Annotated in this window: 20 protein-coding genes and 1 pseudogene; 3 read left to right on the forward strand and 18 right to left on the reverse strand. The window is 50.5% G+C overall.

What is annotated here, in order from left to right; all coding sequences use genetic code 11:
• Positions 1-101 precede the first annotated feature (101 nt).
• Positions 102-1,148 carry a CotH kinase family protein gene (locus J2Z18_RS19875; RefSeq protein WP_007130231.1) on the forward strand — a complete coding sequence of 349 codons (1,047 nt, stop codon included), beginning with the start codon at positions 102-104 and terminating at the stop codon, positions 1,146-1,148.
• Between the two features lie 129 nt (positions 1,149-1,277).
• On the opposite strand, the gene J2Z18_RS30915 is transcribed toward J2Z18_RS19875, so the two are convergent.
• The 6 genes and pseudogenes from J2Z18_RS30915 to J2Z18_RS19900 form a co-directional block, all read right to left on the reverse strand.
• Entirely contained in the window at positions 1,278-1,574 is a 297-nt protein-coding gene (locus J2Z18_RS30915; protein WP_007130232.1) for a hypothetical protein, read from the reverse strand.
• 66 nt (positions 1,575-1,640) lie between these two features.
• Positions 1,641-1,967 carry a class I SAM-dependent methyltransferase gene (locus J2Z18_RS30920; RefSeq protein ID WP_007130233.1) on the reverse strand — a complete coding sequence of 109 codons (327 nt, stop codon included), beginning with the start codon at positions 1,965-1,967 and terminating at the stop codon, positions 1,641-1,643.
• Positions 1,968-1,988: 21 nt separating this feature from the next.
• The gene (locus J2Z18_RS19885) at positions 1,989-2,432 is read right to left on the reverse strand and encodes a histidine phosphatase family protein (RefSeq protein WP_245256090.1); all 444 of its coding nucleotides are present in this window, start codon (positions 2,430-2,432) and stop codon (positions 1,989-1,991) included.
• Between the two features lie 16 nt (positions 2,433-2,448).
• Positions 2,449-2,643, reverse strand: a pseudogene (locus J2Z18_RS30550) (phosphoglycerate mutase family protein); the annotation flags it as partial.
• 78 nt (positions 2,644-2,721) lie between these two features.
• Positions 2,722-3,072 carry a hypothetical protein gene (locus tag J2Z18_RS19895; RefSeq protein WP_007130236.1) on the reverse strand — a complete coding sequence of 117 codons (351 nt, stop codon included), beginning with the start codon at positions 3,070-3,072 and terminating at the stop codon, positions 2,722-2,724.
• Between the two features lie 324 nt (positions 3,073-3,396).
• On the reverse strand, positions 3,397-4,215 hold the full coding sequence (locus tag J2Z18_RS19900) for an SPL family radical SAM protein (RefSeq protein WP_007130237.1): 819 nt from the start codon (positions 4,213-4,215) through the stop codon (positions 3,397-3,399).
• Positions 4,216-4,526: 311 nt separating this feature from the next.
• On the opposite strand from J2Z18_RS19900, the gene J2Z18_RS19905 reads away from it, so the two are divergent.
• Positions 4,527-5,717 carry an oxalate decarboxylase family bicupin gene (locus J2Z18_RS19905; protein ID WP_007130238.1) on the forward strand — a complete coding sequence of 397 codons (1,191 nt, stop codon included), beginning with the start codon at positions 4,527-4,529 and terminating at the stop codon, positions 5,715-5,717.
• Between the two features lie 54 nt (positions 5,718-5,771).
• Here the strand turns inward: J2Z18_RS19905 and J2Z18_RS19910 are convergent, their stop codons facing one another.
• The 3 genes from J2Z18_RS19910 to J2Z18_RS19920 are packed head-to-tail and all read right to left on the reverse strand — an operon-like array spanning position 5,772 to position 7,615.
• Positions 5,772-6,485 (reverse strand): 2OG-Fe(II) oxygenase, encoded by a 714-nt coding sequence (locus J2Z18_RS19910; protein WP_007130239.1) that lies wholly within the window; start codon positions 6,483-6,485, stop codon positions 5,772-5,774.
• Positions 6,478-7,029, reverse strand: coding sequence for a methylated-DNA--[protein]-cysteine S-methyltransferase (locus tag J2Z18_RS19915; RefSeq protein ID WP_040738734.1), 552 nt, complete (start codon positions 7,027-7,029; stop codon positions 6,478-6,480). Before J2Z18_RS19915 ends, J2Z18_RS19910 begins: the two co-directional genes overlap by 8 nt.
• Positions 7,013-7,615 (reverse strand): bifunctional transcriptional activator/DNA repair enzyme AdaA, encoded by a 603-nt coding sequence (locus J2Z18_RS19920; RefSeq protein ID WP_007130241.1) that lies wholly within the window; start codon positions 7,613-7,615, stop codon positions 7,013-7,015. The genes J2Z18_RS19915 and J2Z18_RS19920 overlap by 17 nt, the downstream gene beginning before the upstream one ends.
• A 149-nt stretch (positions 7,616-7,764) precedes the next feature.
• On the opposite strand from J2Z18_RS19920, the gene J2Z18_RS19925 reads away from it, so the two are divergent.
• Entirely contained in the window at positions 7,765-8,838 is a 1,074-nt protein-coding gene (locus J2Z18_RS19925) for a DNA-3-methyladenine glycosylase family protein (RefSeq protein WP_007130242.1), read from the forward strand.
• A gap of 145 nt (positions 8,839-8,983) precedes the next feature.
• Here the strand turns inward: J2Z18_RS19925 and J2Z18_RS19930 are convergent, their stop codons facing one another.
• The 9 genes from J2Z18_RS19930 to J2Z18_RS19970 all read right to left on the reverse strand — a co-directional run bounded on the left by J2Z18_RS19930 (position 8,984) and on the right by J2Z18_RS19970 (position 18,232).
• Positions 8,984-9,457 (reverse strand): DUF3574 domain-containing protein, encoded by a 474-nt coding sequence (locus J2Z18_RS19930; RefSeq protein WP_007130243.1) that lies wholly within the window; start codon positions 9,455-9,457, stop codon positions 8,984-8,986.
• 229 nt (positions 9,458-9,686) lie between these two features.
• Positions 9,687-10,733: an ATP synthase beta subunit C-terminal domain-containing protein gene (locus J2Z18_RS19935; RefSeq protein ID WP_007130244.1), complete on the reverse strand. Its 1,047-nt coding sequence runs from the start codon at positions 10,731-10,733 to the stop codon at positions 9,687-9,689.
• A gap of 46 nt (positions 10,734-10,779) precedes the next feature.
• The gene (locus tag J2Z18_RS19940; protein ID WP_007130245.1) at positions 10,780-11,511 is read right to left on the reverse strand and encodes an alpha/beta fold hydrolase; all 732 of its coding nucleotides are present in this window, start codon (positions 11,509-11,511) and stop codon (positions 10,780-10,782) included.
• A 114-nt stretch (positions 11,512-11,625) separates the two neighbouring features.
• The gene (locus J2Z18_RS19945) at positions 11,626-12,582 is read right to left on the reverse strand and encodes an acetamidase/formamidase family protein (RefSeq protein ID WP_007130246.1); all 957 of its coding nucleotides are present in this window, start codon (positions 12,580-12,582) and stop codon (positions 11,626-11,628) included.
• Positions 12,583-12,834: 252 nt separating this feature from the next.
• Complete coding sequence (locus tag J2Z18_RS19950) at positions 12,835-13,002, reverse strand: hypothetical protein (protein WP_157462167.1); 168 nt, start codon at positions 13,000-13,002, stop codon at positions 12,835-12,837.
• 455 nt (positions 13,003-13,457) lie between these two features.
• Entirely contained in the window at positions 13,458-14,129 is a 672-nt protein-coding gene (locus J2Z18_RS19955; RefSeq protein ID WP_007130247.1) for a DUF6320 domain-containing protein, read from the reverse strand.
• Positions 14,126-15,403, reverse strand: coding sequence for a hypothetical protein (locus J2Z18_RS19960; RefSeq protein WP_007130248.1), 1,278 nt, complete (start codon positions 15,401-15,403; stop codon positions 14,126-14,128). Before J2Z18_RS19960 ends, J2Z18_RS19955 begins: the two co-directional genes overlap by 4 nt.
• Before the next feature lie 123 nt (positions 15,404-15,526).
• Complete coding sequence (locus tag J2Z18_RS19965) at positions 15,527-16,180, reverse strand: YkoP family protein (protein ID WP_083832624.1); 654 nt, start codon at positions 16,178-16,180, stop codon at positions 15,527-15,529.
• A 372-nt stretch (positions 16,181-16,552) separates the two neighbouring features.
• Positions 16,553-18,232 carry a ribulokinase gene (locus J2Z18_RS19970; protein WP_007130250.1) on the reverse strand — a complete coding sequence of 560 codons (1,680 nt, stop codon included), beginning with the start codon at positions 18,230-18,232 and terminating at the stop codon, positions 16,553-16,555.
• Positions 18,233-18,235 lie beyond the last annotated feature (3 nt).

Here is an 18,235-nt window from a genome sequence, read left to right on the forward strand (position 1 = left end):
GTAATATACTTATATGTTTCATGTAATAGAAAGGAACTGGTTTAATATAATCAAGCAGACAAATTCAAACGATAGTCTATCAGTTTGAAGGAGGTAGCTTCATGCCTTTGCCTGTGTATCGAGTAATGATCAAAGACAAGGATTATGAACAGTTAAACAGCAATATCTGGTCCAATCGTTTTGTGCCGGGACAGCTCGTTATCGGCGGAAAAAGAATACCGATACGTATTCGCTACCGGGGAGGGCATACCCGAGAATATCCGAAAAAATCCTATGAAATTAGAACCTCCAAATATACCTACCACTTTAATGCTGAATATGATGACCCTTCCTTGATTCGAAATGCGCTTTCCTTTCAATTTTTCAATTCGATTCATGTGCCAAGCCCTTCGACCCGGCACTGCGTGCTTACGCTGAACAATGAAAAGCTTGGGGTATATCTAAATATAGAGGCTGTAAAGACTCCCTTTTTTCGAAAAAGAGGGATTCCAGTTCGAAGCATCATTTATGCGGTTAACGACAACGCCGACTTTACAGATAAACGATCGTCGGGCAAATCTTTCTTCTCTGGCTATAATCTTATAAAAGGCTCAGAGCGGGATCGCTTAAAACTATCTAACTTTATTCAGGGGATTCACCAGAAAGAAGGTGCCGAGCTGCAGCAATATCTTCGCAGGCACCTGGACATCGAAAATTACTTGCGGTGGTTATGCGGCGCGGTATTAACGGGGAATTATGATGGCTTTAACCAAAACTATACCTTGTTTGAGCACGGAAAAAGCAGAACATATCGCATGATCCCATGGGACTACGAGGGGACTTGGGGAAGGAATTGTTATGGGAAAATAGTAGATTCAAACCTTGTGAAAATTCAAGGTTACAATAAACTAACGGAGAAGGTATTGTCCTTTCGTTCACACAGGCAAAGGTATAAGGCTCTCTTGTCAGGATTTCTTGAATCGGTATTTACGGTGAGACGTCAACTGCCCCTCGTATACAAGATGCATGATGCCATTGCTGCTGACGTTTATAAGGACCCCAATCATAAATGGAGCACGAAGGTGTTCGACGCAGAGCCGGATACCATAAGGAAATATATTGACCAAAGAAGGCAGGATATTTTAAGCCAGCTAGGCTCATTGGATTAAACGCAACAACAAGCCCAGTTGTAGGCTAATTTACCTTGTCAATGAAACAGACCAAAATCAAAAAAATCCTTGAAAATCGGCCTACACCCTGAGGTTTATCGGGTAAAGGCCTTTTCACATTGAATTTAACTATATATGCTTCCACCAAATTCCTGCACATTCCGGAACCGTTGACCACTGATTGTCGAGGATCTTCCGCCCAAGCTCTTCGCCAAAGAAAAACTCGGTGCATTGTCTGGCTTCTTCGACATGGCTAAAGGTATAGTCCATTCGGATCCACTTGTGCTGGAAGCCGTATTCCTCTTCAAGTGCTGTATAATACTTCGTCAGAAATCCGGGAGGATTCGGGGTTTCCGTCCCCGTGCCCATCGTCTCGAATATGATGATGGTGGCATGTGGCTTCAGCACACGGTGAAGTTCAGACATGACCCGTTCTAAATTTTCCGCCCAATCGTCATTGTCCGTATTGGCTAAATAACCGATACTCCAGCCCTAAACCGCCAAATCTATCGATTTATCGGCCAGGGGCAGCTCCCTATGGTCTGCAACAACCGCACTCCAATTACGCTCAAGCCCTTGCCCAATTAATTTTTGATCTAAGAGCTCCAGCATGGGAGCAGAAATGTCCGTACAGATTAATGAACCCGCATCCTTCGCAACAGCACTTGATAACCGGCCGGTTCCCGCTCCTAGATCCAGGACCGCTAAATCCTGAAAATTCCGGATCCCCCGGATCACTTCAGATAATTCAGGCTGCTTACTAATCATCAACTCATAGATATCCGATTGATTTTGATAAATCTGTTCATGTGTAGCCATACGCGATCACTCTTTTCTGAATTATTTGATAGACCTAGCTAAAAGCCCCTTACAATGCTTCATCGTATTCTTTTCGGTAATCTTCCATTGATTCAAGATCTTCTCAACCGTATGCACACTTGTGTTATCAATTGGAAAGAACGGACTTTTGTTGGTCCAATCCTGACCGTTTAAATGATAATACAAGACATTAATGACACCGCCATGGGTAACTAGCAGAACATTCGACTTCACTTCTTGACATTCAAGCTTCCTGCATAAGCTCTCAAATGCTTTGATAATTCGGTTATAAAAATGCTTCGGTGTTTCCCCTCCCGGAAAAGGAGCATCCATGTCCAGCGTATTGAAGTAAACACCTGGATACCGTTTCTCGGCTTCTTGATTTGGCATACCTGCTAAATACCCGTTTTTCCTTTCCCTCCAAATCTTCGGAGTAAATGGTTTCTTTGTTAATAATTCGTTCAATCTCCCTAGCCGTTTCAACTGCGCGTGGTAGATCACTGCTCATTATTGTGCGAATCCCATATTCGTCTTGGTAACGATGCAGAAACTCCCCAAGCCTCCTCGATTGGAACACGCCTTGCTCGATTAACCCCCTGCTGCTCCATCCCCCTCGAAAGCCCTCTTCATCTGCGCCGTGTCTTACAAGAAATATCTTCATATGTAGTTTCTCCATCAAAGTAGTTTGTTTCGTGCTATTATGTCATTTACGCTTCACCCGTTACGGAACGACCCGATTCGGAATTGCTCTTACTTATAACTTCTTCTCGTAATAATATCCCTTCAATATGATCTGTTTGGTATCTTGGGTCACTTCGTCGTCAGCATCGAGATTAGCTATTTCACTCCTCGGAAATGAGTTTGGAGAAGAGGCGTAATAAAAATCCCCGTATTTAGTTACCACCCTTTCTGCAGGTTCGCTTCGAACTCTTCGATCGTAATCTTTTTGCCAATCCTGCATGGCTTTTGGAGATGGGGCTGCATTATGAATAGTTGTGTTTAAACTTTGATAATAATCTATAAATCCTCTGACCATATAAACCGAACCCAGTAATGCTAGACAACTTAATGCAATGATAATAATTCTAATATGCTTCTTATTCATGCCCCTCCCTCCTTTGCAGTGGATAGCTCCAAATCGTCATTCAGCGCAATCACCTCGCTTAAATTCGAATCCATGTGGGCTATAACAGTCACAGGCATTCAGTTTTTAAATATATACTCTATTGGGTAATTATAACATCCAATAACATCACTGGAATACAAAATACGAGCCTGAGCATGCTCAACCGGTTTGAATTGCTCTAACCGCTTAAGACATCACCCGCTTCGGTCGCCGCATCGCTATCCGATCTGCTTATAATAAAAGCCTTCCAAGGAACCATCCCTTTGAAGGCTTAACTGATATATGAATGTTGCTGCGATTCACTCATGGTTCGAATCCCTTTTGACTCACATACAGCTGATCTTCCGGAAATACCGTGCGAAACCGATCATATACGACCCGATAGGCGGAAGGGTGGTACCATTCCTCAAGTCCGAGCACTCTATACAGCTCGTTCAAAGCGAGCTTCTTCGTGCGTTTCCCGCCGCTCCCGTCACCCATGAAATAATCGTCGATACATACGCGATGGACAAGCGGGCGCAGGATCTCAGGGAATTTCTCCGTGCTTGGCAGCACGGGAGCAATCGCGGCTTGCGTCCGGATTCCGGCATCTCTCAGCTGTTCAAGGGCCTTCAATCTGGCCTGGATCGGCGGAGCCGAAGGCGTAAATTGCTTTCGGATGTCCTCCCTGTCCGTCTCCACCGTCATGCTGACCCGGACCCGATCCCCTAATTGCTGCAGCAGATCAATATCCCGCCGAACCAACGGACTGCGAGTCTGCACCAATAGAAAATCCGGCGGATCCGCGGCCATGACCTCCAGTATCATGCGAGTCACTTCCTCCTTCGCTTCTGCCGGCTGGTACGGGTCGGTGCTCGAGGACATGAAGATGGTAACCGGCCCCTTCTGCTTGGCTCGACTCAGCTCCTTGCGAAGAGTTTCGGCCGCTCCTTGCTTCACATCGACCCAGGAGCCCCACTCCTGCTTGCGAAATAAAGAGACAGGCATTTGCCTCACATAACAATACGAACAGGCAAAGCTGCAGCCCGTATACGGATTCAAGGTATGGCTGTATCCGTTCAAAAACCCGGTTCCTTTATTAAGCAATGTCTTCGGCGTTTTATACTGAACCTCCGTTTTCATAAGGTCCCCCCTTGTCTGCTCAGGCCAATATTCCCTTTATCTTCATGAAGACAACGAGAAGCGAGTTCCTTCTATAGTATACTGAAACCTTCAGCTTCGCCAGCCAGAAGCCGAATCACAAGCTTGCCGCTCTCCCCTCCGACCTTGCCGTCTTTCGTGCGATGGGTATTCCCGCCAGGCTTGCGCTCCAAACATGCCGTGGATTGTGGCGATCGCGGGAGATGTTGCATTTCTAAATCCGAAATGCTGTTCATAACGTTTATTAAGTAACTTCGTTCATATTTTGATGAAGATGAGAGGTGTGAATACTATTGAGTAATGACAACAGGGATGGATATATACCCCAACCTGTACGGAATGATGGCGCCGGGTGGTGGGATTTGGGACCACGTGACATCATGCGTGACCTGGAGAACCCGGATATGCTGGTTCCGCCTGTGACGGATGCGGGTACGCTTCCCAACCTGAAATTTTCCTTTTCCGATACCTATATGCAGTTGAATCATGGCGGCTGGTCCCGGGAGGTTACCGTTCGACAGCTCCCGATTGCAACTACGCTTTCCGGGGTGAATATGGCGCTGACTCCGGGCGGTGTGCGAGAACTGCATTGGCATCAGTCGGCGGAATGGGCGATCGTCCTCGTCGGCAGCGCACGCATTACGGCAGTCGATCAGGATGGAAGAAACTTCATAGCCGATGTCGGCGTAGGTGATCTGTGGTATTTTCCGCCGGGAATTCCCCACTCCATTCAAGGGCTGGAAAGTGGCTGCGAGTTTCTGCTGGTCTTCGATGACGGCAGCTTCTCCGACCTCAATACATTATCGATCTCTGACTGGTTCGCACATACGCCGAAAGACGTGCTGTCGGCGAATTTTGGCGTGCCCGCCAGCTCTTTTACCCATATTCCCAAACAACAGCGATATATCTTTCAAGGAAACATTCCGGGTCCTCTTGAAAGTCAACTCGTAGCGGACCCCTATGGTACGGTGCCAAAAAGCTTCACGCATCGACTGCTCGCACAGGAGCCGATCGTTACTCCGGGCGGGACGGTGCGGATCGTGGACTCCACCAATTTTCCAATTTCGACGACCATTGCCGCCTCATTGCTGGAGATCAAACCGGGTGCAATGCGAGAAATGCACTGGCATCCAAACAATGATGAATGGCAGTATTATATATCGGGCACTGGCCGCATGACCGTTTTTGCACCCAATGGCACGGCTCGCACTTTCGATTATCGTGCCGGCGATGTCGGATATGTGCCGTTCGCATATGGGCATTATATTCAGAATACCGGCGACCGAAGTCTGTGGGTTTTGGAAATGTTTAAGAGCAGCCGCTTTGAAGATGTTTCCCTGAATCAATGGATGGCGCTCACCCCTCATCAGCTAATTCAGGAGAACCTTCATGTAGGGTCGGAATTTATACACGCCCTGCGAAAGGAAAAAGGGTATATTGTCAAATATCCCGGTTACTCCGATTATCCAAGAACGGGAAGATAGCAGCTGCTCGCTCTTTTTCAAAAAAGTTAAAAGGATGAACAAGAAGAAACGGGCTCACTTGGCATCATGGAAAATGATCCCGAGGCTGTACCTGGTCCCGGAGGTGATTGTGCTCACACCATGCCGCAGCATCGTCCGGTAATATCCCCGGGTTCCCATGACTGGCCGGTGATGGGTCGGAAAGATCAAGCCAGAGCCCTGCTCCAAGGTGATGACATGCCCCCGGCTCTGCGCGCGGGGCCGCTGTTCCACCAGAAGAAATTCTCCGCCTGTATAATCGGCTTCTCGTTCGTTTAATACGAACACGACCTGGAATGGAAAAAACACATCCCCATACAAATCCTGATGCAGACAGTTATATCCGCCTTCCTCATATTTTAGAATCAACGGCGTTGAGCGCCGCTGTTCCTGAGCATGGCATACCGCCAGAAAATCGTCCAGCCTTGCCGGGTACCTCTCCTCGCTTCCGAGCCATGCCAGCCAGCGGTTGGCCGTTAGCGCCAGCTCGGGATAGAAGCCCTCCCGGAGCTGCTGAAGCAGTTCCGGGAGGGGAGCCTGATAGTATTTATACTCACCGATCCCGAACCGGTGCCTTGCCATGTTGATCGTACTGCGAAACCGCGATTCCTCCTGGTAAGTGCCTATGATTGCCGCGCACTCTTCCGGCAGCAGCAGCCTGGGTATCACGGCATAGCCGCGTTCATCCAGCTCCGTTTGAATCCCTTCCCAGTACAGCCCTTCAATGCGTTCGGGCAGCGTACTAGACATACTCCGCGGTCTCCTTCTGAATCGCTTGCTCATGTTTACGCTCAAGCTCCAGCAGCTGGCTCTTCATCGCAAGGCCTCCGCGATAGCCCGTCAAGGCCCCATTTTTGCCGATAACCCGGTGACATGGTACGGTGACCAAGAGAGGATTCGCCCCGATGGCGGCCCCTACCGCTCGAACGGCAGCCGGCTTTCCGATGCTTTGGGCGATGTCCGTATACGTCATCGTCTTCCCGTATGGGATTTGGCACAGTGCACGCCACACCGCCTTTTGAAAAGGAGTCCCCTTATAATCCATGGCCATCTCGAACCGGTCACGCTTTCCCTGCAAATATTCCTCCAGCTCTCTTACATAGGGCTTCATAATGCGGTCATCCTGCACAAGCCCAGCACCGGGATATTTAGCAGCGACCCATTCCGCCATCTCGTCAAACGTCTTATCCTGTGAACCGACATAGCATAATCCTTGCTCCGTTGCCGCGATGTACATGCTCCAGCGAGCATGAGTCAGCCGCGTCCAGCGGATCACATCAGGATTGGATTCCATCATGATTCATTACCTCCATACTTGAATAATTTAAAGCTTGCCGGCGATAGCTTAAAGGAGTCGTCCCGGTCTTCTTCTTAAACAAAGTTACGAAGTAAGCCGCATTCTCTATCCCGACCAATTGACCGATATCAGCGATAGGTTTAGCCGTATCCGTCAGGAGCTGCTTGGCTTTATCGACACGCAGCTTCTGGATATATTCCGTCGGGGTCATTCCGGTGACCCGCTTGAATATGCGGTGAAGGTGATACGGACTGCCGTGACTCACATCGGCCAACAGATCCAGCGTTAGCTGCTCGTTGTAGTTTTTATCGATGTACTCCTTGACAAGCTCGATCCATTCGTGGTCCGGCAGGCGCTCTCCCGTTGGCTTACACCGTTTGCATGGACGGAATTGCTCGGATCTTGCTTCATCCGCCGATTGAAATACGCGCACATTTTCTTTTTTCGGGGGCCTGGACTTGCAGGAAGGTCTGCAGAAAATCCCGGTCGTTTCGACCGCATAAAAAAACTTGCCGTCACTCGCTTTATCATTTTCGATGATCGCCTTCCACTGTGCTTCGGTTGGCTCGATCCGGTTGGCCACGTTTCATTCACCTCCGCTAACATTATAACCACAGGTTCGGCTCGTTGTACGGTTTTTGGAATATAAGAGCAAGATTACAAAATGATTTGCTTCCGTAGTATGGTACAAATAGTATAAGAGATAATTAGAGCGAAAGGAAACGATGAATCATGTCCCAATCCAAGCCGACACCAAACGGCCGAACGCCCGCAAATTCCATAGAACCAAGTACTGAGCATGCATGGGGCAGTCTCGCTGATACGAATCACCTAGCTGCTTCGGTTTCCTCTCGGCACTCCCATCTGAATCCGGTCCCTCATAGCAGCTGGGAGGACCATCAGCATGAACTCAAGCTGTTCGTGCCGAAGGAATTCAGCTTCAAGGAGAACCTGAGTTACCTGCAGCGATCGCCGAATGAATGTCTGTTTCACATCCGCAACGACCGGATTTATCGAGCTCTCCCCTTGGGCCTAGGACAGGATATCGTCGTTATTGAAGTTCGCGAAGCGCCTCACGAACAGGCCGTCATCGTTCGTTTCCTTGGGGATTTCATCCCTGTTGAGCCCAGTATGCGGGCTGAAGCAGCTGCGTACGTCCGCGATTGGTTCGACATGAACACCGATCTGGTTCCATTCTATGAGATGGCGGCTGTTGATCCCCTCCTCCGCGAAGCTGTCCAATCCTTCTACGGGCTTCGCAACATGGGAATCCCCGATCTGTTCGAAGCGCTGTGCTGGGGCATTCTAGGTCAACAGATCAATTTAACCTATGCCTATACGTTAAAGAGGCGTTTCGTGGAAGCCTTTGGCCGACGCCTCGAATGCGAGGGAGAGACATATTGGATATTCCCGCGGCCGGAGGAAATCGCGGGATTAAACGTCCGGGACCTCAGCGGTCTTCGGATGACGGTGAAGAAATGCGAGTACCTTCTGGACGTTGCCAAACTCATGGCAGATGGAGCATTGACCAAGGAGAAGCTGCTTGAGGCCGGGGGCCTGAAGCAAGCGGAGAACATGCTTATCGCGATCCGCGGCATTGGCCCCTGGACGGCGAATTATGTACTGATGCGCTGCCTTCGGATCCCCAGCGCCTTTCCGATTGATGACGTTGGACTGCACAATGCGATCAAGCATGTGCTGGGCATGGAGAAGAAGCCGACGAAGGAAGAGATTCGGAAGCTGTCGGCTTCTTGGGTCAATTGGGAATCCTACGCTACCTTCTATCTCTGGAGATTTCTGTACTAGGAGTGCGCAAAAAAAAGGCTGGCCCTCTCATCCCCTGCTGCAGGATGAGAAGCGTCAGCCCCTTCACTATAGATCATTATTGTTAAGTATGATGATGCATGAGTTAAGTAATAATACCTGTGGGTTCACGTTATGACGTTTCTTTTTATTCGATAAAGTACATTTTTCCATCCACTTCTAGGGAAATCGTATATTGAGCGAGATCCTCTTTCAGCTGCTTGGCATACGCCACCACATGATCCAATGATTTCTTATCCAGTTTCTCGGCATAGGCGTACACAATCGTAACATTCTCCTTGATCAGCTTCTGATCTTTGTCCACCCAAGCACCCTCACCGTCAATAGCTGTAGCGCCGCCGAACCATTGCGAAAACTTCGTTAATGCCTGATCTACGAACTTTTGCTGGGCTTCTTCGGTGATTTCAATGTTTCCCTTCACCGTGGATGGGATATAAATTTTTACGACATGACTGAGGTGAAACTGCCCCTCAAGAGCGCTTCCTGACACTTCAGCTGCCGAAGACCCCTCCGCACTGTAAGATTGCTGGACCGGGACGAACACGAGCAGCAATAACACTGCAATCGCTGCCGTAATCATCCAATTCTTTTTGTTCTTCATTACCCCATGTCTCCTTCTTTTGTTAAATAATCGAACGGCCGGTTCCCAAAACGGTAATCCTCTGACCCCGTCCAAGATGCGGCCAGTCGATCAAGCTTGGATAATTATATTAAAGGAACCTATGATATTCAATGGGAAATCCGAATTAATCCGGATTTAATAGAGAGCATGCGAAAAGCCGAATTCTGCTTTGCGAAGCAGAACCGGCTTGTTTGCACTTGTTGCGGCACTAATTTATTTTTCCGATCCAGGTTAAGCTCTCTACGTCCCGATGATCCATACTTCCATTCAGAATCGCCTGAACGTCATGCAGGGTGTCTTGGAGCGGAACCCGTTCCCCTTCTCTTCCGGAATAGGCTTTTGCAATGTAAAAAGGCTGTGTAAGGTAAGCCTCCAGTCTCTCCCCTCTCTGATACACTTCCGTTTCCGATGCAGGAATCGCCTGCAGACCCCTCACCTGTACTAATGAGCGAAGCTCGCGGTAACGGCGCAGCAGCTTCTGAGCCCGCTGCTGAACCGAGGCGTGATTCTGATCCAGATGGGCACCTTCCAGCACCGACGAGGTAGAGTAGATCGGATTGACGGCAGGAAACATATGTCTTGCCGCCAGATCCGCGTCGAAATACCAGAGCGTTTCGAGCGGACCGTAAGGAATATCCTCATCAACCACAGCTCCTTTCAGGTCGACGAGAAATGTGGTAACATGCTGATGGCCTTCCTGCTGCAGACGCTCCTGCAGCTCGTATATTTTTCCGGTCAGCACATGCTCCCGGTCCGCGGCGAGCATCATCTCCTTACCCGGCGGCGTGCTTACCGCGACATCATAAACTTCTTCTATGGAATACGCCACCCGCTCCACATCATCCAGCATATCCTGCAGCTCGGGGTATTCCCCTTCTGGCTTCAGCAGAATCGTCATATAACCATCCCGTTTAAAATGATGGAACAATTCGCCGAGCAGCACCAGCTGCCCCATTCCCGGACGGGCCACTAAACCTACCGTCCCGCCTTTAGCGATCGGGGCAAATAAATCGAGCGGCTTAATGCCCGTTTCGATCATATCGATCCGATCTCCGCGCAAGATCAGCTCATCCAAACTGCATTTCGCCAGCGCTGCCAATGCGGCAATCGTGCGGACTTCCGCGCGGCCGACCGGGATCTTCCCCGTACATAAATTGGAGACGGTGGCCGGCCGCAATCCAACCGACTTGGCAGCGCTCGTCAGGTTCGGAACTCTTTGTCGCAGCAGCGATACATTAAGCTTCAGATTGTCCAAATGCGTACACCCTTTTTTAATAGTAGATTCATGTTTCTTCAGGATCTTACCTGATCGCGTTCATAAAGGAATCTGCGGTGCGGACAAACGCTTCCGCGTCCGGTTCGAAAATATTATGGTCATGCTGATCGAACTCCACAAGCTTGGCCTGTGGCAGCTTCAGCTTGTACTGCTCCGCTGCTTCTAATGATAACCCGGGATGCGGTTTTACGCCACGGATAATCAAGGCTGGACAAGTCAAAGTGGTCAAGTCATCCCATAACTCCACCTTGCTTGATTCCCTCTGCAGTGCATGCAAGGCCCCGGCCTGCATCCGGTCATACAGCTTCTTCCCCCGCCACGGCGGTAAGGATGCGAAGAACTCCACCCATCCCGGCGGAAGCTGAGTATGAATGGCAGGATAGTCGCCGATGATCAACCCCCGGATGCGTTCAGGATGCTGAACGGCATAGCCTAGCTGATACGACACGCCCCTTGAATATCCCATGAGAATGAATGACTCAAGTTCTAAATGACGAACAACCGCGTCGATATCACTGATATGATCCTCGAGCGTGAATCCCGATGCAGGGGAGTCGCTTTTGCCCCGGCCGCGGAGCGTGATCATAATGATATGTCGGGGAGTCAGCTTCTCTACAATGCTAATGTAATCTTCTGCTGATTCTGACAACCCGGGAATGATAACGAGCGGAACATCTCCCTTATTCAGTTCCCGATGGGCCTCCGTCACGTGAATATGCACCCCATTGTTATTCACCATCGTTTCACATAATTGCATTTACAGTTCCTCCTAGGTATAAGCAGCTATTTTTAATAAAGTGCAAACCTTCATCCAACAGGTTTCAAAGCGTACGCTTCTAATGCCTGAAGTCGGTATTTCCCCCTCTCCTTCCTATCTCAACGCGTCGAATGGCAGAAAAGCATGCACGCCCTTAGCCGTATTCACGATTTGAGTGATTCTTAGATCCACTGTCAATGTGGCATAAGCATATGCTTCAGTCCTTGAAATCGCATAGAGCTCGGTCATAAGATCAAGCATCCCGTTCACAGCGATCCACATCGCTTCGTCAAGATCCTCGTGGAAGCCCATCGTCAGCCAGCCCGTGCCCGTCTTTGCCCGGGGCATTGTAATGGCCATGTCATCACGGACACGGAAGGTCAGACTCACCTTTTCCATGGGACATTCCAAGGCGGGCCCGCTAACTTCGCCGTCTCCTTGCGCAGCATGGCCATCCCCTGTCGAGAATAAGCCGCCGCTTACCGGGATCGGCAGATACAACGTACTGCCGGCGGTTAACTCTTTGCAGTCCAGGTTGCCTCCATATGGCCTGGGCACGAACGTGGTATGTCTGCCTTTTTCTTGTGGCGGCATGCCCATAATTCCCATAAACGGCTTCAGGCCGACGCCGTATTTGAAATTACCGAACTGGCTTCGTCCGATCATCGTCCGGGCATCCAGTTCGAAATCCAGCGCCACTTCCTCGGTATCCGACATGCCCAGCTTCTCGTTCCAATAGCTAGGAAAGCCACCGGCAGAGGTCCAGCCCCAGGAGCCGGGCACAATCTCATTGATCCGGATCTCCAATGTGCCCCCAGGCTCCGCCCCTTCGATATGTACGGGACCCAGCAGAGCATGCCCAAACTGCTTCTCCTGCCGCTCCGGCAGGCGCTCGGTAAACTTCAATCTCGGCTCTCCTGGCGAAGAACGCTTCGCAAGTCCCCAACCCGCATCCAGCGTTTGATACTCGACCGTATCCCCGGACTGAATATAGAGAGCCGGCTCAAGTTCCCTGCTGAAAAATCCATGAAGCGAATGAATATCCGGTTTCAACACATGCACCTTGGACATACAGCCTCTCCTCCCTAAATGACCAGGCAGTCACTGAATACCAGTTTAGCGAACTGCCATGATATTTACTTCAAAGAGTAATTCATGTTACTCTGTAAGTCAACAAATATTTACGTCTAAAAGTAATTTTTATTACTCTAAAACTTATTCGCACTCACCAAAAATTTAAATGCTTTGTATTCCTCCCCAATACAAAAACAGGCTCCCAGCCTCATCACCTAAGCGTGACGGCTGAAGCCTATCCTTGACATGTCAACCTGGGCTGCCGTCGGTGAGCTCTCTCACCATATCATCAAGTAGACGATTCACGTTCTCCCATGTGACGGCCGGGGTATGATCGCCGACAGATAACGCAAGGGTGTTGCGATATGTGCTGGCTCCCAAATTGAAGAATGGGGATAACATGATAGGTGCAGTCATATAACCCGCATCGGCCTCCCCGAAAACTGCCGGCTGGGAAAATGCAACACCATGCCAATTTACTGAACTGCCGAGTACAGTCCCAGCAAATAATTCATTCGATCCTGCGGTGTAACTGGATAAGTCCTCACTTCAGATATACCGGTCATGCGGTTCAACCTCCGAATATTCGTTATTGTTAAAGCATCGTTACTCCCACCTCTAAAAAATAAAACCAACTTTAAGTCATTTTTAACTAATGTCCTATCACAATAATAGATATTCTTTTACGTCTATATATTTTGACCGACAAAAAAAGACACACACCATGTGTATCTTCTTAGTACAGGACCCGTGCTCCGCATCATACATCGTGGTCCGTATTCTCTTTTCCACCCCTATCTTGTCCGTACGCTGATTCACATTCGGCTTTTTGGTGAATGATCCATTTGGTATCATTCCCCTCATGACTTTCGTCAATAGTGCAGCCTGCGCTTCACTTCTTTGCGGAAGCCCTTGTCCGCAAGCAGCCACATCCCGCCGAACGTCAACAGGGCATACATCGCTGCCGAAACCGACGGCCATAATACGTGCGAAAGACCGAGCAGAAAGAACAGTAAGGGGGTAAATCCCAGAAACACCATAAGCAGCAAATATCCTCCGAACTCGCGCCAGCCAAGCGGCTTTGCAATGCAGAGCAACGTCATCAGCAGGGTTGCAGCCATAACCAGGAACGGGATGACGTACCCGGTTGACCAGGCGGTCCCACCCGAAAGCGCGTTGATCCATAGCAGCATACCGGACAGACCGAGCCATTGAACGACGATTTTGGCCCCTAGATGTGAATTGGACATCAACGTGTGACGGATGAGCAGCCACGCGTACAGCACACAGGGTGCAACATACAGACTCCACCAAACATCACGGCTTCCCAAAACGTTAATGACGAGGGTAATGCTGATTACCGCCATAATCATAAAAATCAGCGATCTGGCAAACGTGCCGCTCTCGCGCGGTTCCGGCATTGCGGAATAGGAAGGATACCAGCGATTGCCCGCCGTTTTGCTGCCTCCGGCCGTATTTCGCCGACAAAGCGGACAAACCGCATGGGCCGGATCCACCGTAACGCCGCAGCTAACGCATCTCATGCTCCCATCCCCCAATCATTGCTGACAATCCTGACCTCAAGCCCGGTAAATCCGGACAGTTCGCGGAAGAAGTGCATGATAATGTCGCTCTCAACGATATTTCTTGCGAAGGTCACGGTCAGCTGATCGTTGATGGAGCATACCGCGCAGTTCATCGGGCTTTTGGCCGTAGGGTACATCGTTGTTTCCATCACTTCAATATGCGCCGCCATTCCCTCCGGCACCTCGACCCTTCCCAGATTGGTTAACGTAAGGGTCTTGGCTTCTTCCCCATAATGGTCAAATCCGTAGCGGATTGCCAAATCCTTCAGCTTTAGCGGAGCGATTCGCGATAGGAAGGTGTTCTCGTATTTCATGCTCCCGGACATCGTGCGAGACAAATAAGACTTCGTTGTTTTCTCCTTCATTTGTTGTTGGACTTGCACGAGCACCTGCTCGAAATCCATGTTCTCTGCCGCAGCAATGCCTATATTGATGACCGCGAAAAAGTTGCGGAGGCTGCTGGATGGAAAGATATTTCGCAGATTCACCGGCATGCTGATTACGATCGGTCGACGCTCCGTATTTAGTGGCTCACCCGCATGATGGACCGCTATCACCAGAATGGCCGTCAAATACGCCGTCAACGTTACGCCCTTCTCTTTCGCACATGCATTCAGGCCGGAGGCCCGAAGCATGCCGTGAATGACGTTGTGGCCGTAGGGAACAAAGCGTGTCCCTCGTATTTGGAACGCCTCGGGAGCCTTGTCCAGATCAAGCGGCGGCTCTGATGTATAGTGTGCCTTGAAGCTGTCCTGGGCTTCCGCATATCTGGCAAACGACGCAGGCGGCAGGATCATCCCCTGCTTGTCATCCACATTTTCGCCAAGCAGACATAAATACTGGAACACTAGCGTTTTAAGAAACTCAAGGGCACCCCCGCCGTCGGTCAACGCATGAAAAATTTCGACGCTGATCTTGCTGCCGTGATACAGAATGCGAACCAGGCTAGCGTTCGAATCCGAGAGCGACACCGGCGCGCAAGGGTATGTGCCCTCCGGCTCCACCCGCAGCGGCGACTCCTTTTCCCGTAAAAATTTCCAGAACAACCCGTTTCCCATCTCCACATGAAGCAGTGGAAACCGCGTAATTACGCTATCCAGCGCCTTCTGCAAAATCGGTGGCTTTACGGGATGTTTCAGTAAGAACGACAACCGGTAGGTTGATGAGTTTTCTTGGCCCGCCACGGCTGGAAACAGCTTCCCGGCGTGATCCAGCTTGTACCAATCCTCCATATTACTCTGCTACCTCCAAACCATAGTACGTAATGCTGTCACCATTCCTCTTTCTAACTGCCGAACGCTTTTTATAGCGGCGGCTTTGCGCGCCCCCTAATCCCTAGATGGATTACAAGAAGGCTATCGCGCTTGTTCCATCACCGTCTCGTGGACCGGGCTCGGAAATCGTCTCGCAAGCGAAGCGCGGGTATGGATCAGCATCATCGGGATGAGCTGTTCTGTACGGCGACCGATCCGGTTCTTGCCTTCGGGGTGCAGCACCGACAACAGCAGGCGAAGATACGACGTCGTCATTCTCCGGAACAAGCCTTGCTCCATGGCCTGCATCTCGAACCCGAGGCCGTGCGTCAACCCGCGGTGGAGCAGCGTAATGCCGACCAAGGCTCTTACCTCGTTGAACTCGGACTGATCGGCATAGGCCCGGCTGATAAGCTTCATCGATCGCCGGCCGAGCCTTGCGATCTTGAGGGCTGCAAGGTCGGGACCTTCGGTACGGATCAGGTTTAAGATTTCAGCATTGTCCAGATGAAGCTCGCCGATCCAATCGCCTTGCGAAATGACGGTCGAATCGGCGCAGATGATCGGCGCCCCCCGATGCTTCTTGATCATGACGGTACAGATGCCGAAGTGAAACGTATGTGAACCGCGAAAACGCGAAGACCATTTAAAGATGCGTTCCCATGCCATCCACATGCTTTGCATGGCGTTTTTAATGATAAGCAGCTGATTCACCACCCTTATTCGGATGCGCCGCACGTTTCGGATTAGATCCATCCTTTATTCATCGCGCATACCGGATTCCTTAGAATAAGCATACATGATGGGATGTACCGGATTACACCGTCTCCGGCATTAAGTGAAGCTCCGTCTTGGGGCGGAGTGTTCTGCCAGACATTCATCTAGGGACGACGGTTTATCTTGGTGAAGACGATGGGGTAATGGATCACCAAGACCGCACTTGGCAATATCCTTTGATCATGAAAAAAAACGACCGTCCGCAATAATCTTTACGGGAAAACGGTCGTTCCTATTTATAAGATTTATGAGTTACTTTAATTGCACATGGTACTAGGGGGGAAGTGTTCATAGAAGAGGGAGAGCTGCGGCTTCGGCGGGCATAAATTCATTTCGCTCTTCCCGATGTTTCTATCCCTCACTGCCGGCGCCGCTCTTTAATGACTTTAAGCGTTTCAGCACCCCGTTTTCGCCTCTTCCCAAATAATCATGAAGTCGTTTGTATTCCTTGTACAATTGATCATACACGCGCACATTAGCCTCAATCGGCTTAAAGGTTTCTTCCCGAACACGGGCAATGGCTTCTGCAGCTTCTACGATGCTCCCAAAGCCTCCCTGTTCCTTGCCTGCCGCCACGGCGCCGAACATAGCTGCCCCAAAAGCAGCGGTCTGAACGGTATCCGCAACTTTGATTTCCTTGCCGGTAACATCGGCATAGATTTGCATCAGCAGCCGGTTACGCTGAGGCAATCCGCCGCAAGCGTAAAGCTCCTGAACTTCTACGCCGCTTTCCGTAAAGGCTTCGATGATCGCCCGCGTTCCAAATGCGGTAGCCTCTAACAGTGCCCGGTATATTTCCGCAGGCTTGGTCTGCAGGGTCAATCCAAGGATGACGCCGCTCAGATCAGCATCCATCAGCACGGAGCGGCTACCGTTCCACCAATCGATCGCCAGCAGGCCGGTTTGACCAGGGGCATATTGGGCCGCTTCCCTCTCAAGCCACTCATGAATGCCAAGGCGCTCCTCCGCAGCCTTGCGCCGGACATATTCTGGCACCGCCTCATCCACATACCAGGCGAAGATATCGCCAACCGCCGATTGTCCTGCTTCATACCCGTAATAACCTGGAATGATTCCATCCTCGACGACACCGCAAATGCCTTCCCCTGTCATTTCCTTGTCGCTTAATATCAAATGACAAGTCGAGGTTCCCATGGCGAGCACCAGCTTGCCCGGGGTGACGACACTGACCGCCGGCACCATGGCATGGGCATCGATGTTAGCTACGGCTACCGCGGTACCCGGCAGAAGCCCTGTCAGGGCTGCCATCGATTCGGTTAATCCGCCAGCTTTCGAACCCAGCGGCTTGATCGGACCTCTCAGCTTCGTCTCCACAAGGTCTCCAAACCTCGGATCAAGCGACTGCAGGAATTCCTTGGACGGATACCCCTCCCGTTTATGCCAATTGGCTTTATAGCCGGCGGTACAGCTGCTCCGTGCGAGCTGACCGGTCAATTGCATGACCACCCAATCGGCAGCCTCCATGAACAATACAGCTTGCTCGTACAACTCAGGAGCTTCATGCAAAATCTGTAAAGACTTTGCAAGCATCCACTCCGAGGACAGCTTCCCTCCGTAGCGTGACAGAAATTTCTCCCCTCGCCGCTTAGCGGTTTCATTGATCAGGTTCGCTTCGTCCTGCGCCGCATGATGCTTCCACAGCTTTACCCAGCTATGCGGATTGTCCCTCCACTCATCCAGCATGCACAGCGGAGTTCCCCCGGCATCCAGCGGCATCATCGTGCATGCCGTGAAGTCGATGCCAATCCCGATGACTTGATCCGGGGATACATCTGCCTCCGACAGCACATGCGGGATAGATTGCCGAAGCACCTCCAGATAATCGCCCGGATGCTGCAGCGCCCAGTCCTGCTCCAGCTTCAGACCCGAGTGGACCAGCACCTCGTCCATGACTCCATGCTTGTATGGCGTCACATGGGTGGCAACCTCCTGCCCGGTCGTAATATCAACCAACAGAGCCCTGCCCGATTCCGTTCCGAAATCCACGCCGATCGTGTATAACTGCTTCATATC

This window comes from Paenibacillus lactis, assembly GCF_017873605.1.
GTDB lineage: Bacteria > Bacillota > Bacilli > Paenibacillales > Paenibacillaceae > Paenibacillus_AQ > Paenibacillus_AQ lactis.